This is a genomic window from Tenacibaculum sp. 190130A14a (assembly GCF_964048965.1).
Taxonomy (GTDB): Bacteria; Bacteroidota; Bacteroidia; order Flavobacteriales; family Flavobacteriaceae; genus Polaribacter; species Polaribacter polynesiense.
This window is the reverse complement of sequence record NZ_OZ040189.1, coordinates 1,648,522-1,666,695: the sequence shown is the minus strand read 5'-3', so window position 1 is coordinate 1,666,695 and position 18,174 is coordinate 1,648,522. Positions and strand designations below refer to the sequence as shown.

Below are 18,174 nucleotides of genomic sequence, written 5' to 3'. Positions count from 1 at the left end.
TTATTATTTATAGAAGTAAATATTATCAACGGTTATGTTTGAAATTGTACCTGATACAAATGTGACTTGAGCCATGTTACTTGTATTCGACAATCCTGTAAAACCAGCTCCAGTATTACCTGTAAAACTATTTATAGGTATATCTACACTTAGCCATTCTCCTTTGGTGAATCCGCTAATAGGTGTTGCAGCTCCTGCCGAATCATCTGATCCAACTCCGCCAAAACTTCCATCAGCTCCAAAATCACCCAATTCTATAGTTATTGAATCTCCTCCTGCAACAGTCTCATCTACTTTTATGTCTAAATGAAGCATTGTCATTTGAGACACATCTACTGTAGGATTACTAAATTGAACAGTTACAAAGTTTAGTCCTGTATACTTGATAACATCTTCTACTCCTAAGTTTATAGCTCCTCCTTCAGTCGTTTGCCCACCAAAGAACCCATTATAAAAATCTATATTTATGTTTGCGTATGCATTGCTAAATACTGAAACCACATCAGCAGGATTTCTTGCAGGAGGTGTTGGTGCTGGAATAAAATCACCAGAAGAGTTTAGTGTTAAAGATCCCTTTGCAGCTACACCGCCTAAAGTAGCCGTGATTACTGAAGTTCCTTGAGTTAATATCGTTATTTTACCTAATTCATCTACAATGGCTACATCAGTATTTGATGATTCAAATTTAAAATATGAAGGAGCCACGTTAGTAGTAACATTATCTCCTGAACCTAAATTAAATGTTTGGGTTCCATTTATTTGTATTGTTGATCCATTAAAGGTTTCCTGTACAAGATCTTCTCCATTGAAAATTTTAGGTTGAGGTTGTGCGATAGTACCTAATTTTTCAAATTGTAATTCGTCAATCCAAAAGGTATATCCTCCTTCATCAAATTGATTTTCTGCTCCTTCTGCATACCAGAACATTCCTCTTTCTTGATTCAATTTTGATGGATCTGGAATTGGAATGACATATTTTTTCCATACAGTTGATATTTGTAAATCTTGCAATGTTACTTGATATTTGTTTCCATTTGCTCCATCTATACCAAATCCAACTTCATTTATATCTGCTCCTTGTGATGCTTTTGCCCAAAAAGTTAATGCATCGTATCCTGATAAATCTCTTGGTCCTAAGCTTTGAAAAGTTGCTCCTCCAAACCCAACGCCAAATACAGGAATATCAAAACGCATTGATGCTGTACCTAGATACTTTTCATTGGTATCTACAGAGAAAGCTTCTGCAAATGAACCTCCGAAAGGAAAATAATCTAGTCCTCCGACAAATCCATCTAAAAAGATTCCTCCATTTGTTGGATATGTTGCAAACTCAGCTTCTTCCGACAAACCTCTTTCACAGCTCATTGTTGTGAATAAAACTAACCCTAAAACGCAGGCTATTTTTGAATAAAAATTTTTCTTTGTCTTCATTATATAGTTCTTTATTTTCCTATGTTGATGTGAATGTATGTTCTTATTTCCCACTCTGTTCCGTTTCCAAATCCTACTGGACTTATAATTGGTGAGTTTGCAAATGGCAGTGTTTCATTGGGAGCATATCTGGGTGAAAACTCATCTAATGAACGCCAAGTTCCTCTAATTCCAATTTTAGTATTTGGAAGAATAAACCAATCTTGCTTTCCTACAGAGGTAGAAAAATCTAACATTAACTGAAGCGGAAATGTCAAATTAAAATCTCTATGATAATCAAATGGTCCCCAATCATTAACCTTCACACCTCCAATGATTTTCATTTTTTTATAAATGACTCTTATATCTGTTCCAAAACGGTCTATGGTACGTTGACTATCACCATTTGCCTGTCCGTTCCCTGCATAAATGTTGGCTATCAATCCAAAATCTGGACTAATTTTAGAGACCACTCTTGAGTGTACTTCCCATAAATCCTCGGCTGGTGCTGAATTATTGAAAGCAAAAAACGATCGATCAGCTAAAAAACCAATATGTGCATCTTGCGTAGTTGGTAAATGTCTGTATACAAAACCAAGATTCATTGCAAACTTTGCATCTTCCTTTCTATCATTATCCCACTGATACATCCAGGTTCCTGGTGTTGGATCGTAAGTGAATAGTATTTCTCCTGCTGTAGTTTCTCTATTTGCTCTTACCACAAAAGGATCATCAATAACATTTCTCAATCTACCCGGTCCCGTTACATCATTAGGCATTGCATCTACAATAGGTTTCTGCCATAAGAAGTTAGGTGCTACCTGAAAATTTCCGAAACTATAAGTAAACCCTGATAAAAAGTTGGTTTGATTTCCACTTCCATTATCCCTTAATTTCCAACCAGTAAATGTTTGTGTTTGATCCGCACCTCCATTGGCTACCAATCCCATAATACTTCCTTGGGCATACCAGTTAAAGCGTCCTTTTTGATAAGTTACTTTAGCTTTACCTCCCCAATTATCATCTGAGTTAATCTTATCTGTGTAAACTATGTAATTTCCTGAAGTTCCTCTAACATCTTGAAATAAACTTCCATTTAACGGACTCCCCGCCCATATTCCCCCTAGGGTTACTCCTATGTTTCCAAATTTCTTTTCAAATACTAAAGTGGCTCTTTCTGTTGGCCATGGCGGTATAACACCACTTCGAACTTGATTGTTGTTTAAAATTCGTCTACCCGTTTGATCAAACTCTAAATCAGTATTAATATCTCTATGATAAATCCCTGTGACATCTATCCCTCCAACATTCTTTGAATACTTTAATAGCATTGTAGGGTTTGCTCCCCACCATAATTGCGGACCAGCAGCTACTTTTAATCCTTTTAATGATCTTTTTCCGTCTATCTCAACACCTAATATCTCACCTCCATAAATATCTAAATTGGGTCCGTAATTTGCTTCTGGATATAATCCGAAGAAATCTCCTTCATATCCCCAATGATAATGTCCTGTTCTATAAAATCCTCTCAGGTTAAAATCTTTTGCATTCCACTCAAATGAGGCATTGTAAACATTTACTCTATTTACATCTCCCAACGTAACATTGCCATTAGCTGTGTTTACATCTTCTATTGGTCTTGCTCTATTTTCGTAAAAGATTTCATCTATCGGATTTTCAGCTACTTCTCCAATAACATTAAAGTTTACTTCTGCTCTCATATTATCTGAAGGTTTTCCTTCTATACCAATGTAATATGAATGCATAAAGTCAAATCCTGTTTGATTTGGATATCTATTCTGTATTGGATCAGGAGTTTCTGGTGTGGTTAATAAACTTCCTCCTGTATAAAAAGTAGTAAACTCTGCTCTTAATTGACTTATCTTAATCTTCCCTCCTTCTTGTGCTTTTAAAGCTGCTTGATCTCCTCTTGCTTTCAAAACAGCATCCATTACATTAATTCCTTCAAAATAATTATTGAGGAAATCTAAAGTCATTCCATTATCATAAGGATTCAACTTATGAACTTGTTGTAATGCATAGTAAGCGGCTCTCGGGTATAATTGATATAAACCACGCGCATCGGTTGGTCCTTTTGCACAGATACCAAACCATTCTTCATTCATATTATTATCACCTGGTCTAGCTATATCTCTAGCATACCCTCCATTACTCCAAGATGCATTGTTATCATGAACATCTAAGTTTTTCGTTTGACCATATTTCCACCAACCATCACTAAATTGAAAGGTAAATCCACCAAGGGCATTTCCTGCCTTTCCTAAACCAGCTGCATTGGAATAAATATCTTTCCAGTTTTCTACATCATAAAAAGCCTGCATTGCCTGATCTTCTTTCCCATCTCTTGCATTATATGCATCTGAACCAAATTCTGCTAATAAAACTGGAAGGTTCAATTCCTTTTTAACTCGATCAAAAGCATCTGTAAAGTTTTTCCCTCTATACATATTGGTACCATAGATATCTATATCTGTACATTCTTCCTTAACGATATCTAAAAACCCTAGATCTCCATTACAAATAGCTACAGGGTGAGACGTATCTATCTTCTTTACCTCTTTTACTGCTTCATTAAAAGCTCTGTATAGTGCTCTTGCAGCAACTCTAGTTTCTTCTCCTTTACTTTTGGGTATTGGAATATCTTCTGTTTCGGTTCCTTTCCAAACTAAATGATAATTATTCTCATTACCTATCATATATAATAGCAACCCTCTAGTATTCTTATATGTTTTGGCCATATCAGTAGCCTCCTTCATTAACACTTTCTTAGTTGCTGGATCTGCATAATCTGTTTCAGGTACCCAGGCACCATTAATTGTTAATCCATATGCTCCAAAAGTAATATTGAGCATTGTATAGATACCATACCTATCATAGATATAAGTAATCCATCGAGGTTTCAAATTATAAGTTCTAATAGCATTTACCCCCATGTTTTTTAGAAGAGACATTTCAGAATCTAGGGCTGATTTTATGATATCATCAGATTGATTCCAAATTCCAGGGTCAGTAATAGTTGTACCTATAGGAACATAATCCCAATTGACACCATTAATAATAAATGGCTTATCGTTAACTGTCAATTTAATTCCTTCTTTATTTTTTACAACAGCTACTTTTTGAGCTTGACTATAAAAGTTTAATGTAAAAAAAAGTAATGTTATTCTTAAAATTACTTTCATTATATGTTGAGTTTTTATCCTTTTTACAATAGTTATTCATTCTGCTATTGATAGCAATTGTAAAACTGAATGTTTACTCAATAAATTTACATCTATAATTTACAGAATTAACAAAAAAGACCTCAACAAAAAATATACAGAGTAAAAAAAACCGTTTTTTTTTACAGTTAAACCAATAGAAACTAATTTAAACAGCAAAAATCACAATCTTTTATTTAAACAAAAAACACTGTAAAAAACATGGTTGTATAGGTGATGTATAGGTAAAAAACCTTCTTAAAACAGAAGTGTTAAGTTTTTAAAGGTTCAAAATATAGTCAACAAGGTTATTTTCGTGCTGTAAATTCATTTTTTTACGCAATCTGTAACGTTTAATCTCTACACTTCTTACCGATATATTAAAAAGTGGAGCTATTTCTTTAGAAGATAAATTTAGACGCAAATAGGCACATAGTTTTAAATCATTTGGAGATAAATTAGGATGTAAACTTTTCAAACGTTTTAAAAACTCACTATCAGCATTATTAAATGCTTCTTGGAAAAACTCCCAATCGTCATTATCTTTTAAACTTTGATCTATCAAATCGATAACCGGTTTTAAATTTTTGTTATCTACTTTAACTATTTGATTTTTGATGGCTGTTAATAGTTCATTTTTCTTTACAACACTCATAATAGAAGAAGCCAGTTCTTTACTCTTGTCTTTGAAATCTTGTCTTAACTTTTCATTTCGAATTCGTATGATTTCTTTTTCATTTTCTATTTGAGCTATTTTAAGTTCCTTTTGATTTTCTTGAATAATTCTTCTTTGTTGTTTTTTATAATACCTTCTATACATCACGTGCATGGCTACGGAAAACAAGATAAAAGTTATTGTATAAACTACTAACATTAAGTTACTCGCGTACCAAGGCTTCTTAATTTCAAAAGAGTAACTAGCCTCATTCTTAGACATCTTGTTTCCTACTCTACCTCTTACCAAAAAAGTATAACTCCCATACGGCAAACTTTCAAAAGTTTTTGAAAAACTGGTAGACCATTGACTCCATTTATTTTCCAAGCCTTTTAACTGATATTGATACTCAGGTAAAAAGAATTTATCAAATTCTGCTACATTATAAGTAAAGGTCAAATTATTCTCATGATTTTTAAAAATGCCTTTTACCTTTATATCTAATTGATTATCTTTTAAGAGTACTTTATTCAGAGTTATATCAAATTCTTTTTTAGGAACCTTAGATGTGTTAATAATTATATACCCTGAAGAAGAACATAATAAATATTTGTCTTTTTCTATTTTTAAAATATTCTCATAACCAACCACACTATTTCGCTTTATATTATCTAATGGAATTTTTCTAATTTCAATCCCATTAGAAAGTTTACTTGGTGTTACTTGTACTAAACTAGACTTTGTAAACGCCCACATTTCATTGTCTTGTATCACTAGTTTACCTGAAATGAAATCATCCTTATAAACTTTACTCAAAATGGTATCTTTTATAAAGGAAGATGTATCTTCTTCATAGCCAAAGATTCCTTTTTTATAAGCTAAATAGAGTTTATTTTGATATGAAGCAATACTTGAATGTACTCCTAGGTTAATCGTATCTTTTTGTATTTTATTCGTTGAAGTATAATCTGAATTTATGTTAAGTTCATACACCCCTTTATATTCATGATTTACAAATACTTGTCTATTTTTTAATATTTCAAATTGTTTTGAAGAAATATTAAACCCTTCTATTTTGTTTCTCAAACTCCATAACTGATTATCTTTTTTCAATACATAAAGCCCATCATAATTTCCTTGTAATACTAGCGAGTCATTTATCTTTTTAAAATCCCAAGTTCCTTCAATATTAGAAACTTGATTAGCAATACCATCATTTATTGTAAAAGTTCCTAAATTATGTCCACAGAATAGAACTTCATCAATTACTCTTAAACTCCAAACTTGTCCTTCAGTGCCACTGACCAGTTTAAAATCATCTGATCCATTTAAATCTTTAAAAAACAAACCTTGATTTGTTCCTAAATACAAATGATCATTAAAAATGGTAGATGTATATATACTCCCTAAGTTTCCAATGAAATCATTAAATATTGTAAAAGGAGATTCTTCATTAACCAAGCTAATTCCATTATCTAATCCCAACCAAATATCCTCATCTACATCTTCATATAGGGAGAGTATCGTATTGTTATTCAATCCCTTTTTTCTATTTAATTGATACAAGAGTTCTCCTTGTGAGTCTAAAAGGATAAATCCGTTTGATATAGTTCCTAATGCAAAATTCCCATTTTTAAGCTGAATGGCATTATAAACATTTGCATTATTAAAGGTAAAGTTTAAAGATGTTTTCCATTCTGTCAATTCATTTTTAGCAAGTAAATAAAACCCTTTATTTTCAAGTAATATTAAAAGGTCTTCGTTCTTTTGAAACACATTAATTATTCTATTCTCTTTAAGAACAATATTTCCTGAAACTAAAACTCCTTTCCCTTTTTCAATCTTAAACAATCCTAGATTCGTCTTTTGAAAGTATATCGTGTTTTTAGTTTGATAAGTTTTAGTTATCGATTCATTTGAACCTAATATGTTAAACTCATTACTTAAGACGTCATATATATAAATTCTGTTAAGAGATTGGAAAACAACCTTGTCTTCAAAAGATAATATATTCCAAAACTGTTCGTCTTCTATCAAGGTATCTTTTAAAGTTTCTGATAATGAAGTATATTCTAACTCATCCAACTCATTTTTTTTCCAATATCCAAATTCCATATAACATCCGGTAAAGACTTTGTCCTTGATAACTTTTACCGATCTTATTATTGTTTCATTAGGAGAATTATATAGTTTCCAAGATGCTCCGTTATAAGTTAGCAATCCTTTATTATTGGCTATATATATTGTCTTTTCGCTATCTTGAGTAATGGCCCAATTCTGTTTTTCTCCTTTATATTCTTTAGGAAAAAAATTAGTTACAGGAGGTAATTCTTGAGCAAAGAAATGAAAACAGCTAAGAAAGCAATAGAAAAATGAGAGTTTTAAAACTAATTTCAATTTGTAATTTAGAGATAAAGTTATTCACTAAATGTACAAATTAAATCAATAACACTTAAAGATTTAGCATGTCAATTATTCAAATGCAATTTCTATATCTGGTGTCAACGGAACACTTTGACAACTTAAAATATATCCTTCTTTTACATCTTCTTCAGATAAAGCAAGGTTCTTTTTCATAAAAACTTCTCCTTTATTCAATTTACACATACAACTAGAACATACGCCTCCTTCACATGAATAAGGTGGGTCATATTTGTTATCTAATAATGTTCTTAAAATGGTCTTCCCTTTCGAAATACTTACTTTAATTATTTCTCCATCTAAATTAGCAGTTAAATGCGCATTCTCTATAGCTTCTATTGTTTCTTCAATAGTTCCCCCTCCAAAACTTTCAATAAAAATTCTTGAATCAGGAACATCTATGCTTTGTAATATTTTTTGCGTATTTTCAATCATACTACCTGGCCCACAAATAAAGTATTCGGTATTTTGTGCATAAGGTGGAAATTCATTAACAAACCACTCTATAGCTTCTTTATCTACTCTTCCTTTTCGGTACTCCATTTTATTTTTAGACGACCAAAAACTGCTTTTTGGCTTACTTAAAGTATGCACCAAGGCAAACCTTTCAGGAAATTCTTTTTTCAAAGCTTCTAGTTCTTCTTTAAACATAATGGTCTCTTGGTTTCTATTCCCATAAATCATGTTTACGTAGCTATTCTCTTCTGTTAGTAATACTGTTCTTAAAATAGAAAGTATTGGAGTAATTCCACTTCCGGCAGCAAATAAATAGTAGGTCTTATAGTTTTCTTTTTGAACATCCGCAAAAAAACGTCCATCAGGAGCCATCACTTCAACTATATCTCCTGAATTTAAATTATCATTAATATGATTTGATACCAATCCTTTTTTTACGCGCTTTACTCCTACTTTTAAAGGTTCTTCCAATACTGGACTGCTACATAAGGAATAAGAGCGTCTTGCTTCTTCTCCGTTTAATATAAACTTTAAAGTTACATATTGTCCTGCTTTGAAATTAAACGTTTCATATAGTTCATTAGGAACATCAAAGGATACCGAAACGGAATCATTCGTTTCTTTCTTTACTTCCAGTACTTTTAATTTATGAAACTTAGACATCTTATTCTTCTTTTAAAATTCGTTTTGCAAAGATTTGTACAGGATAACTTTCGGCATATTCTCCTGCTATTCTCACTTTATCTCCTACTTTTAATTGCACATAATTATCTTCTAGATTTGGAATACTAATCGTGCAGGTATATAATCCTTCTTTATCGTCTTTTAAAATAGCCGTGTAGCCATCTTTTCCATTTCTTATTTCAGTAACTTCTAAAATTGGAAACTTTGCCAATTCTTCATCTGTAATTGGTTTTTCTTTTTTCAACACTTCTATGAGTTTGTAAAAAATTGAGGATGCATCTTGAGGTGCTTCTTTTAATGCTATCTTTTCCACCTGTAAATTGTATACAAACCCTGAACTATAATTAAACCCCTCTATTCCTTCATATTGATTTTTCCAAGTACTATCTACCCCTAACTCTTTAATCTGTAAACATTTTTGTTTACCATGAGCTCCGTAACAATCTACTTCTTGAGCATTTACTTTTAATACAATTACTTCTTTGTTCTCTATATTCAAATTATCTTGTGAAGGTTGTGAAGCGTCCTTTTTATTCTGTGCAGTATTACAGGCTGCTAAAACAATCATTAACCCTAATACAATTTTTCTCATCTTATTTCTTTTATTTTTTATCAAAAGCCCCATGAGCTTCCATCCATTTTTTTACTTCTTCCTGAAATCGCATTATAGCATATTCTCCTCTAACTGCTCTGGCACCAACACTAAAATACGGCGAGCTTAACGATTTTTGTTGTTGTTCACACGCATAAATATCTTCAGCCATGAAATCTCCAGAAGCCATTGGATCATCTTTTTCTCCCTCATACTTTCCTTTATTACCATAATGCTGCCAAACTTTACTCATAGAAGACTTTGCATATTGTTTGGTAAACTCCCATTCACTTTTATTTTCAACTTTAGACCTAATTACTACCAATGTCCTATCTGGTGCTAATGGAATCGCATGAAAAGTATTCCATTGAGCCTCTCCTTCGGTAATACCAATATTAGGAAATAACCAAGGTACATAGGCTCCTATTTTTTCTCTAGGCACGCTTTCAATTAGTGGAAATTGCGCAGCATTATCTACATCTTGTAAATAATCATCAACCAAAGGTTCATAAAACCAATAGTGCGGACCTTTCCACCCAAACTCTGCTTTTGAATGATCGTACATATTTAAGGTTCCTTCGTGTAAATGTGCTAAATGATAATGATCAATATAATTTTCTACGACAATTTTCCAGTTAGATTGAATTTCTTTGGCATAAAAAGGTGCTCCATCTGTTTCACTCCATTCTACCAATTCTTCAACTACGTGTGGGCCTAAATAAGGTTCCACTTCACCAAAAAATTCCATAATACTTGAAGCATTCTTTTCCGGATGCACAAAAAGCATTCCTTTAAAAATATCTACTGAAGCTTCGTGTAGATTTAAGTCACACTCATGCAATTCTTTACCATTTAAATCAGGAAACTCTTGTTCTTTTTTAGGAATACTAACCAGTTTCCCCTCTAAATCATAGGTCCAATCGTGATAAGGACAAGTAATGGCTTTTTGATTTTTCCCCACTGCTCTTAACAATTGTGTTCCTCTATGACGACACATATTATGAAAAGCTCTTAAACGATGATCTCTTCCCTTTACAATAAATATATTATTCAATCCCGCTTGCACAGAAATATAATCTCCAGGATTTGCTACATCTTCTACTAAACCAGCATATTGCCAAGTAGTAGAGAAAAGATGCTTCATTTCTAAATCAAACCACTCCTGTGAAGTATATGCTTCAACTGGAAGTGCGTGCATCATTTTAGAAGACGCTAAATTATCATTATTTAATATTGAGCTCATAATCTCTTACAACATTTTAGTTTTCTCTTTTCCAAACTTCGGTGTCCTTGTACCCATAATAATCATAACTTAATAAAAATGTACTATTGTCTTTTAAGTTAATTTTACACGGAATATCATATTTTTTTCCTTCAAACTCTACTTTATAAATTCCCTTTCCTTTTTTACCATTGAAATATTTAACGATTAAGGTTTTCACTGATGGAACTTTCTCCCCATAACCATTTTCATCTTGAACTTCGTAGGTAAAAGCATTGTATGTTTTCCCTTCTTTTTTAATATTGTAAATCACAGATCCATTTAAGTTTTTATATACCACTTTCCATTTCCCTACCAATGAAACTACATTATTATTTTTTACATTCTTTTTTGTAGTTGTTATTATTTTCTTTGTCTTTTCCTCTGTTACGTCTTTAGTAACATACTGCGTTTCAATAGACCCTTCTTGTGTGTAATACTCCCATTCATCTGGTGATGGATATAATGCATAAACTACGAGTGTTGCTAATCCGCCTAAAATAATTATATATCCTAAAACTTTAAATATGCTGTTTGCTATCTTCATTTTCTAAAACTCCTTTAAGTTAAACATTATTTATCAGATACTTGTTGTGGTGGATAAGTTTGTCCTTTAGGCATCCAATGGGGTCTTTTTACAAAAGACAGTAGCTTATTTCCAAATCCTTTGGTATGTTTTAACTTATCATAAAAACGTGTAATACCATGAAAAAAAACTTTAATTGGATTCACACTATTCAAAGGTTCTGAAATACCATACACTACCTTTTCCTCTTCAGGCTCAAAAGTTCCTAGCATTCTATCCCAAATAATTAAAATTCCAGCATAGTTTTTATCCCAATACTGTCTGTTGGAACCGTGATGTACACGATGGTGAGATGGTGTATTGAAAATATACTCAATTGGTTTAAACAATTTACCTATAATTTCAGTATGTAACACTGCTTGAAACGTTTGCACAAACAATTCTGCTGCTAACATTAAAAACGGATTAAATCCTAACATAACGGCTGGTACCGAAAAAAATAATGGAAAAAAACCATCTAAAGGTCCAAATCTATACGCTACTGACATATTAAAATGTGGTGAACTGTGGTGAACGGTATGCGTTACCCATCCTGCTGCTAATTCGTGCATTAGTCGATGTTCCCAATAATATAAAAAATCAGCTAAAAGAATACAAGATGTAATGGTTACCCACGTCAATGGCAATTCATCGAAAAAACGAAATTCCCACGCCCAAACGTATAGTTTTGTTGCGAATAAAAATCCTAAAATATAATTGATAACAGTAAAAAACCCTACTGTTAATACATTCGCTACTGAATCTAATGCTAAATCTTTGTTTAACCTTTTTGTGACAAGATATCTAACAAGTTCAAGTACAAAAAATGGTACGATGATATACAGCACACTTAAATCGTTAAAAATATAAAAGAAACGATCTACAGTTTCATTCGTATATTCAGCTATATTAAAATTGTCGGCCACATAATGTGGTATACCAACAATGGTTCCAATAATTACTAGGCTATATATTATTAATCTTGTTTTGCTCATTTTTTAAATTTTTAATTAATACAAATATCCTTAGAGTAGTTTATTTTACTTTTGACACAGGTCAAAATCGATTATAAAACTCCAAAATAATTATACCAAGAACCCATTTCTACTAATGATAGTACTACTATTAAAATAATATAATCTGTCCAAGAAAATGGTTTATCATAGGTAAAATAGTCTATAACAGTCCATAGGATTATCAAAACAATCCAAATAACAAGTGAACTTACTCCGTAATAAACCATTCCAAAATAGGCAAGAACCGAGAGTGCTAAGGTTAAAATTAGTTTCATTTTTGTATATTTTATTTACTGCAAAGTTCTGTACAATAGCCTATTTACTCTTTGACCTAAGTCAAAATATTTAAATAATTTAAAATAGAAAACAACGCCAAAAACGTCCAAATCGAAATCATTGTCCAATACAACCTTGGGGTTTCTTCAAGAGACACTTCCTCTACAAAATGAATTGTTTTACTCTTTAAAACATTCAATAATCCCATCAAGATAAAAAATGCCCAAAACCAATCCCATTCAAAGATTACAGCTAGTACTAATAATACCAAGGCCACAATTGTTTTCCATTTTTTCATTTATATTGTTTTTAATCTAGCACTAATTTCTTGTAATCTAATAATTTGCTGAAATATAATAGGAAGCATAAACACACCTCCTGAAAATTCCAACACATACGTTAACACAGAAAATATACTTCCCGCGGTAGCATTAACAGCACTTGCAGAGATATAAAGTGCAAAAATTGCCAAAGCAAATAATACTACCTCAATAATTGAGAAATTAATGGTTTCTAAATCTGACATCTTTACCAACCAGTTGGCTATATTTTTAAAGTGATTAAAAATCCCTGTATGTTCTCGTTTTTCTAAGACGTTAATTCGATGTTCTAGTTCATCATTCAATCCAATGTTATACTTATAAATTCGTTCAGAACTAAAAGTGTAAATCAAAAGAATAATGATAATTGCCAACAAGCACCCTCCAAAAATCCACCAATTAAACAAAGCCAACATTACCAATGCTCCTATTACACTAATAGCTGATGTAAATGCTTGCGTAACATCATATTCAAAAAAATCTACTAATTCTTTAACCAAGGCACTTCTTGCTGCAATAGCCGAAACTTCAATTTGTTTTTCATTCTGCTTTTCTGCAATTTCTGTAGCCACATTTGTATAAATTGAGGTATACGCTCTCGTATCATAATATCTTCTAATGGCTCCAATTACAAAACCAATTCCATATAAAATACAAAATAACCATAGCCCGTCATTTTTCTTATTAATTAAATCATTAATGGCTATTCCCAATATCAAAGGCTGTAACACTTTGGCAATATTTTCTAATACCAACAATAGAAAAGTAAGAGATATTTTCCATTTGTATTTTTTAAATATTGAAATAATAGAAAAGTCTTTCATTATTACTAATAAAATTGATTTATATCTATAAATAAAGTTGATAAAGAATATAATGCCATTAATAACCAGGAAATTACAATTACCCAATATAAAATAGTATTCTCTTTTCTGAAAATGGGCTCAACAAAATAGGTAACCCCTGAAAATAAATCAGGAATAACCCAAAACAAAAAAAGGATTCCCCATGCCCATTCCCAATTCATAAATATCGCAATGTACATTAAGATTAATGCAATTATAGTTCTCCATTTTGTTGTACTCTTCATATCTTAAATATAGAGAGAAATATTAAATAGTTATTCCAAACCTCTTTAACATCTTCTTTTCCATGTTCCAAAAAAAGCTGAATTGCCCAAAAACCCATCCATATATCACCAAAAATATTTGATAAAATATAAAGCTTGAAATAATAAATAATGGGTAGTAAATAATAGGATGTATATGCTCTAAAGTTATTCCTAAAAACTTCAAAATAGGTCTACCAATTAATACTGAAGAAGACCCCGTTATTGAAAACACAAAGAATATAATTATCAAATCTTTTGGTGTATCAATATTCCAACGTAACATTAATTTTTTCATCTTAAAAAGTTTTCTCCAAAACTACTATTGCATTCATAAATGCAAATTGACATAGGTCAAAAAAAACACTAAAACATGATTTTGACATAGGTCAAAAAAACTTTCTAACATCCTTCACATTTTTGTCTCAGCTTTAAACAAGTAAGTCATGAAACGTTTTTTATTAATAACCGTAATACTTTTTCTAGGTTGCTCCAAATCCTTTGATCAAAGGATTATTGGAATCTGGAAAACCAATAGTAAATTTTATGAAGCTACTTATAAGTTTGAAAAGGTTCGAAAAAATATAGTAGGTAAACTTCTTTACTATAACGATGGAACTACTATACTTCGAGAAACAGGCACTGATAAAGATATTTTCATCAAAAACTTACAGTATAAAGACCGCCTTTTTATAGATGCTGTATCTGGAGCTACACAAACTACTTCTAGCAATTATCAAATTAAAGTAAAACATAAAGATACGTTAGAGGTTACCACTCATATACGAAATAAACCCTCAATAGAAATTTGGACTAGAAAACAATAACAGAAACTAAATTATGAAAAAAAGACATTTGCTTTTAGGAACATTTTTTGTTCTTTTTTTAATAGGTTGTGAAGACAACGTAAGAGATATCACCGGAGGAACCAACCCTACACCTCCAACACCCCCTGATACAGAAGTGAAACCAATAGATATTACCATTGATGGATTTGATTTTCTTGAAAAAATGCAAGGGCATTGGGTAGGAACTAATAAAGTAATTGCCGATGAATACCCTTGGTTTGCTTGGGATTATAGAGCTATTTCAAAATCTCACATACATGGAATACACGAAGGAGGATCATTAGGAAACTTATTTACCTCATTCTTTGTCACAAATTACAAAGGAAAAAGAACGATAATGGCTCGTAATGGAGGTCTATTAAATGGTATTTATCGTACAAGTTATTTTGTTATGGATAAAGTTGAAGACAGAAATGATGAAGGAAAATATTACAGACTTGTAGATGCCGTTGGCGGAACTGGAATTATGTACATGGAACTTCGATTTAAAGATGATGAGCTTTTCTTTAATTCATATACCAGTAATTTAGGGAATCGTGTACCTTCTAGACACATGACCTTCAAAGGAAAAAAGATGCATATAGAATTAGCACAAGCTGCTCAAAACGCAACTGGGTTTCCTGAAAACACCATTGATGAAGGTTTAGATTTTGCTAATGGATTTAATCCAGATCATTTATACACTGAACAAGCGGGACAACCGGCTAAATCGGCTACATTCCTAGCCTCACAAACTAATAATGATGTATATGAATTAGCTCCGCAATCCGGTGATCCTTACATTATTACAGATCACCCAAGATTAGGAACATTAACCGCAAATATTACAAGAAATAGTGAAATAACAGATACCAACCTGTTCGTTTACTTGTCACGAGATCCATTAACTGATAATAGCGGTTTCCTTACCTCTAACACAAGTGCTTATGATACTCTTTTACATTTTCCAGTACTGGAGAATAAAGAAAATTCTTTCTTATACACCTATTTACATCCGGGAGACTATTATTTAACTGTTGTTGCCGATAAGAATGGAGATGGCGCTCCAGGAGAAGGTGATATTTTAAGTATAAGTAAAAAGGTAACCATAGCTCCATTAGAAAACAAAATAGAAAATGTAACAAATGTTGATGTTCAAAATTAAAAGAATGAAAAGAATATTTTATTTAGCAACTATTATACTAGGCGTAGGTTGTACGACTGCTGAAATACCATTAGCAGGAGCTCCTGTAAACAGAACTATAACCTATAAGCAAGACATCCAGCCTATAATTTTTAATAATTGTTTAACCTGTCACAGTTCCGTAAACCCAGCTAATGGTTTGATATTAGAAACATATCAGCAAGTCAAAAATTCAGCTCAAAATGGAAATCTAATAGCTCGTATAAATGATGCTGCCAATCCTATGCCGCAAAATGGGCTTCTAACTGCAGATAGAAGAGCTTTATTTGATAAATGGAAGACCGACGGATATATTGATTAACCCTAAAAAATTATAATGAGAAAATTAATAATACTAGTCATAGTTTTGATTTCACAATCAATTGCCGCACAAAAATACTTTACAAGAACTGGCACAACTCATTTCAAAGCATCCGTAGAGGCCTTTGAACCTGTTGAAGCAACAAACCATAGTTCTACTTCTATATTAAAAGTAGATACTGGAGATATTGCAGCTCAATTATTTATAAACGCCTTTCAATTTAAAGTTGCCTTGATGCAAGAACATTTTAATGAAAATTATATGGATTCTGATACACATCCGAAGGCCACTTTTAGAGGAAAATTGGCAGCCCTTTCTATAGAAAAAATGAAGTCTCAAAAAGAATTCCCTCTAAATGGAATACTTACTATAAGAGGAAAAAAGAAAGAAGTAAATACCATTGCTAAAGTTAATCTCCAAGGCAATACAATAGAACTACAGGCTAGTTTTTCAGTGAAACCACAGGATTTCGATATTAAAATACCAAGTATTGTCCGTAAGAAAATTGCAGAACAAATAAATATTACCATACACTATGAATTGGTTGAAAAAAAATAAACTTTTTGTAATAGGTATTTTCATTATGCTAGCAGCATTTACAGCATATACCTATGTATATAAGCCTCATAAAACTATTGAAGAACTAAATAGTAGTTATAAGGGAAGCTCGGAAGATTTCTTAGAAAAGGCTAGTTCGAATTTTAACGAATGGAATTCAAAAGTAGTAGAGCTAACTGGTAAAATTACAGGATTAGATAGTGAGGGAATTACCTTAAACAATCAAATATTCTGTCAATTTAAAACACCAACTTTAATAACAACTTTAAACTTAAATCAAAACATTACAATAAAGGGTCATGTCATTGGATATGATGATTTATTGGAAGAATTAAAACTAAATCAATGTATACTAAAATAAATTTATTCTTAATCGTTCTTTTTTTGTCGTTGAGTGTAAATGCTCAAGATGATTTATTAAATGAACTTGATAAGGAGACCAAAAACACTAAGTTATTCGACTTACCCGCATTTAAAGCAATGCAAATAGGAAACTTACAATCAACTAAAATAGCGGACAAAGGAGATTTATATCTTATTGTTGCTCACCGTTTTGGTTCGTTAAAAGATGGTATTGATGAGTTTTTTGGATTGGACCAAGCCAACACTAAAATTCAATTGGTTTATAGTTTCTGGGATGGTGTTCAATTAGGACTAAGTAGAGATAGTTTTGAGAAAACGTATTCTGGAACTGCCAAAATAGCGATCACAAAACAATCAAATAAATTCCCTCTTAATCTTGTAGGGTATGTAAGTGCAGACATTAATTCAGAATTAAAAAAAGCAAATTACCCTGATTTAAAGTTTGGTGATCGTATGAGTTATACTTTTCAAGTTTTAGCCTCTCGTAGAGTATCTAAAAACTTATCATTAGAAGTAGCTCCTTCTTTTGTACGTCAAAACTTACAAGATTTAAATGCTACAAAATCTAGAAATCACAATCAGTTTTTAATGGGGATAGGAGGTCGTTTAAAAGTAAGTAAACGAATGAGTGTAAATTTAGATTATGCCTATAATTTTAATAGAGATAGCAATTCCATTTATAAAAACCCGCTAACTTTAGGAATAGATATTGAAACTGGCGGGCATGTATTTCAATTATTATTTTCAAATGCTCGAGGAAGTAACGACAGTGCCTTTTTAACTAAAGCGCAGGGAGATTGGGGCAAAGGAGATATTTCTTTTGGATTTAATGTAGTAAGGGTTTTTTAAATCCAAACTTCTTTTCATGTGTTAATTTGTAAAGGGTAATAACCCCCACTCTTTTCACGCTAGGGCTTTTTCTTTGAGGAAAGGCCC

19 protein-coding genes are annotated in these 18,174 nt (G+C 31.8%); 6 read left to right on the top strand and 13 right to left on the bottom strand.

Annotation, left to right across the window (positions count from 1 at the left end; genetic code table 11):
* Window positions 1-3 precede the first annotated feature (3 nt).
* The 13 genes from ABNT22_RS08250 to ABNT22_RS08190 all read right to left on the bottom strand — a co-directional run bounded on the left by ABNT22_RS08250 (window position 4) and on the right by ABNT22_RS08190 (window position 14,283).
* The gene (locus tag ABNT22_RS08250; RefSeq protein WP_348727284.1) at window positions 4-1,431 is read right to left on the bottom strand and encodes a hypothetical protein; all 1,428 of its coding nucleotides are present in this window, start codon (window positions 1,429-1,431) and stop codon (window positions 4-6) included.
* Between the two features lie 11 nt (window positions 1,432-1,442).
* A complete protein-coding gene (locus ABNT22_RS08245; protein WP_348718836.1) occupies window positions 1,443-4,613 on the bottom strand; it encodes a glycoside hydrolase family 2 TIM barrel-domain containing protein in 3,171 nt (1,056 codons plus the stop codon).
* 298 nt (window positions 4,614-4,911) lie between these two features.
* Window positions 4,912-7,683, bottom strand: coding sequence for a triple tyrosine motif-containing protein (locus ABNT22_RS08240; RefSeq protein ID WP_348718837.1), 2,772 nt, complete (start codon window positions 7,681-7,683; stop codon window positions 4,912-4,914).
* Window positions 7,684-7,758: 75 nt separating this feature from the next.
* Window positions 7,759-8,826 (bottom strand): ferredoxin--NADP reductase, encoded by a 1,068-nt coding sequence (locus tag ABNT22_RS08235; protein WP_348718838.1) that lies wholly within the window; start codon window positions 8,824-8,826, stop codon window positions 7,759-7,761.
* Between the two features lies 1 nt (window position 8,827).
* Window positions 8,828-9,439, bottom strand: a complete 612-nt coding sequence (locus tag ABNT22_RS08230) for a DUF4377 domain-containing protein (protein ID WP_348718839.1) — start codon at window positions 9,437-9,439, stop codon at window positions 8,828-8,830.
* Between the two features lie 10 nt (window positions 9,440-9,449).
* Window positions 9,450-10,682 carry an aromatic ring-hydroxylating dioxygenase subunit alpha gene (locus ABNT22_RS08225; RefSeq protein WP_348718841.1) on the bottom strand — a complete coding sequence of 411 codons (1,233 nt, stop codon included), beginning with the start codon at window positions 10,680-10,682 and terminating at the stop codon, window positions 9,450-9,452.
* Between the two features lie 16 nt (window positions 10,683-10,698).
* A complete protein-coding gene (locus tag ABNT22_RS08220) occupies window positions 10,699-11,247 on the bottom strand; it encodes a hypothetical protein (protein WP_348718842.1) in 549 nt (182 codons plus the stop codon).
* A 26-nt stretch (window positions 11,248-11,273) separates the two neighbouring features.
* Entirely contained in the window at window positions 11,274-12,260 is a 987-nt protein-coding gene (locus tag ABNT22_RS08215) for a sterol desaturase family protein (protein WP_348718843.1), read from the bottom strand.
* A gap of 71 nt (window positions 12,261-12,331) precedes the next feature.
* The gene (locus tag ABNT22_RS08210; RefSeq protein ID WP_348718845.1) at window positions 12,332-12,556 is read right to left on the bottom strand and encodes a hypothetical protein; all 225 of its coding nucleotides are present in this window, start codon (window positions 12,554-12,556) and stop codon (window positions 12,332-12,334) included.
* 56 nt (window positions 12,557-12,612) lie between these two features.
* Window positions 12,613-12,855, bottom strand: coding sequence for a hypothetical protein (locus ABNT22_RS08205; RefSeq protein WP_348718846.1), 243 nt, complete (start codon window positions 12,853-12,855; stop codon window positions 12,613-12,615).
* Complete coding sequence (locus tag ABNT22_RS08200; protein WP_348718847.1) at window positions 12,856-13,701, bottom strand: ABC transporter six-transmembrane domain-containing protein; 846 nt, start codon at window positions 13,699-13,701, stop codon at window positions 12,856-12,858.
* Window positions 13,702-13,706: 5 nt separating this feature from the next.
* Entirely contained in the window at window positions 13,707-13,967 is a 261-nt protein-coding gene (locus ABNT22_RS08195; protein ID WP_348718848.1) for a hypothetical protein, read from the bottom strand.
* A 22-nt stretch (window positions 13,968-13,989) separates the two neighbouring features.
* Entirely contained in the window at window positions 13,990-14,283 is a 294-nt protein-coding gene (locus ABNT22_RS08190) for a DUF6787 family protein (protein WP_348718850.1), read from the bottom strand.
* A gap of 148 nt (window positions 14,284-14,431) precedes the next feature.
* Here ABNT22_RS08190 and ABNT22_RS08185 point away from each other — a divergent pair, with 148 nt between their 5' ends.
* Genes ABNT22_RS08185 through ABNT22_RS08160 form a run of 6 tightly spaced genes read left to right on the top strand, consistent with a single transcriptional unit; the run spans window position 14,432 to window position 18,087 of the window.
* On the top strand, window positions 14,432-14,812 hold the full coding sequence (locus ABNT22_RS08185) for a hypothetical protein (protein ID WP_348718851.1): 381 nt from the start codon (window positions 14,432-14,434) through the stop codon (window positions 14,810-14,812).
* A gap of 13 nt (window positions 14,813-14,825) precedes the next feature.
* Window positions 14,826-15,977, top strand: a complete 1,152-nt coding sequence (locus tag ABNT22_RS08180) for a hypothetical protein (RefSeq protein ID WP_348718852.1) — start codon at window positions 14,826-14,828, stop codon at window positions 15,975-15,977.
* 4 nt (window positions 15,978-15,981) lie between these two features.
* Entirely contained in the window at window positions 15,982-16,317 is a 336-nt protein-coding gene (locus ABNT22_RS08175) for a hypothetical protein (RefSeq protein ID WP_348718853.1), read from the top strand.
* Window positions 16,318-16,332: 15 nt separating this feature from the next.
* On the top strand, window positions 16,333-16,875 hold the full coding sequence (locus ABNT22_RS08170) for a YceI family protein (RefSeq protein ID WP_348718854.1): 543 nt from the start codon (window positions 16,333-16,335) through the stop codon (window positions 16,873-16,875).
* Window positions 16,853-17,236, top strand: a complete 384-nt coding sequence (locus ABNT22_RS08165; RefSeq protein WP_348721688.1) for a hypothetical protein — start codon at window positions 16,853-16,855, stop codon at window positions 17,234-17,236. Before ABNT22_RS08170 ends, ABNT22_RS08165 begins: the two co-directional genes overlap by 23 nt.
* The gene (locus tag ABNT22_RS08160; protein ID WP_348718858.1) at window positions 17,221-18,087 is read left to right on the top strand and encodes a DUF5777 family beta-barrel protein; all 867 of its coding nucleotides are present in this window, start codon (window positions 17,221-17,223) and stop codon (window positions 18,085-18,087) included. The genes ABNT22_RS08165 and ABNT22_RS08160 overlap by 16 nt, the downstream gene beginning before the upstream one ends.
* Window positions 18,088-18,174: the final 87 nt, after the last annotated feature.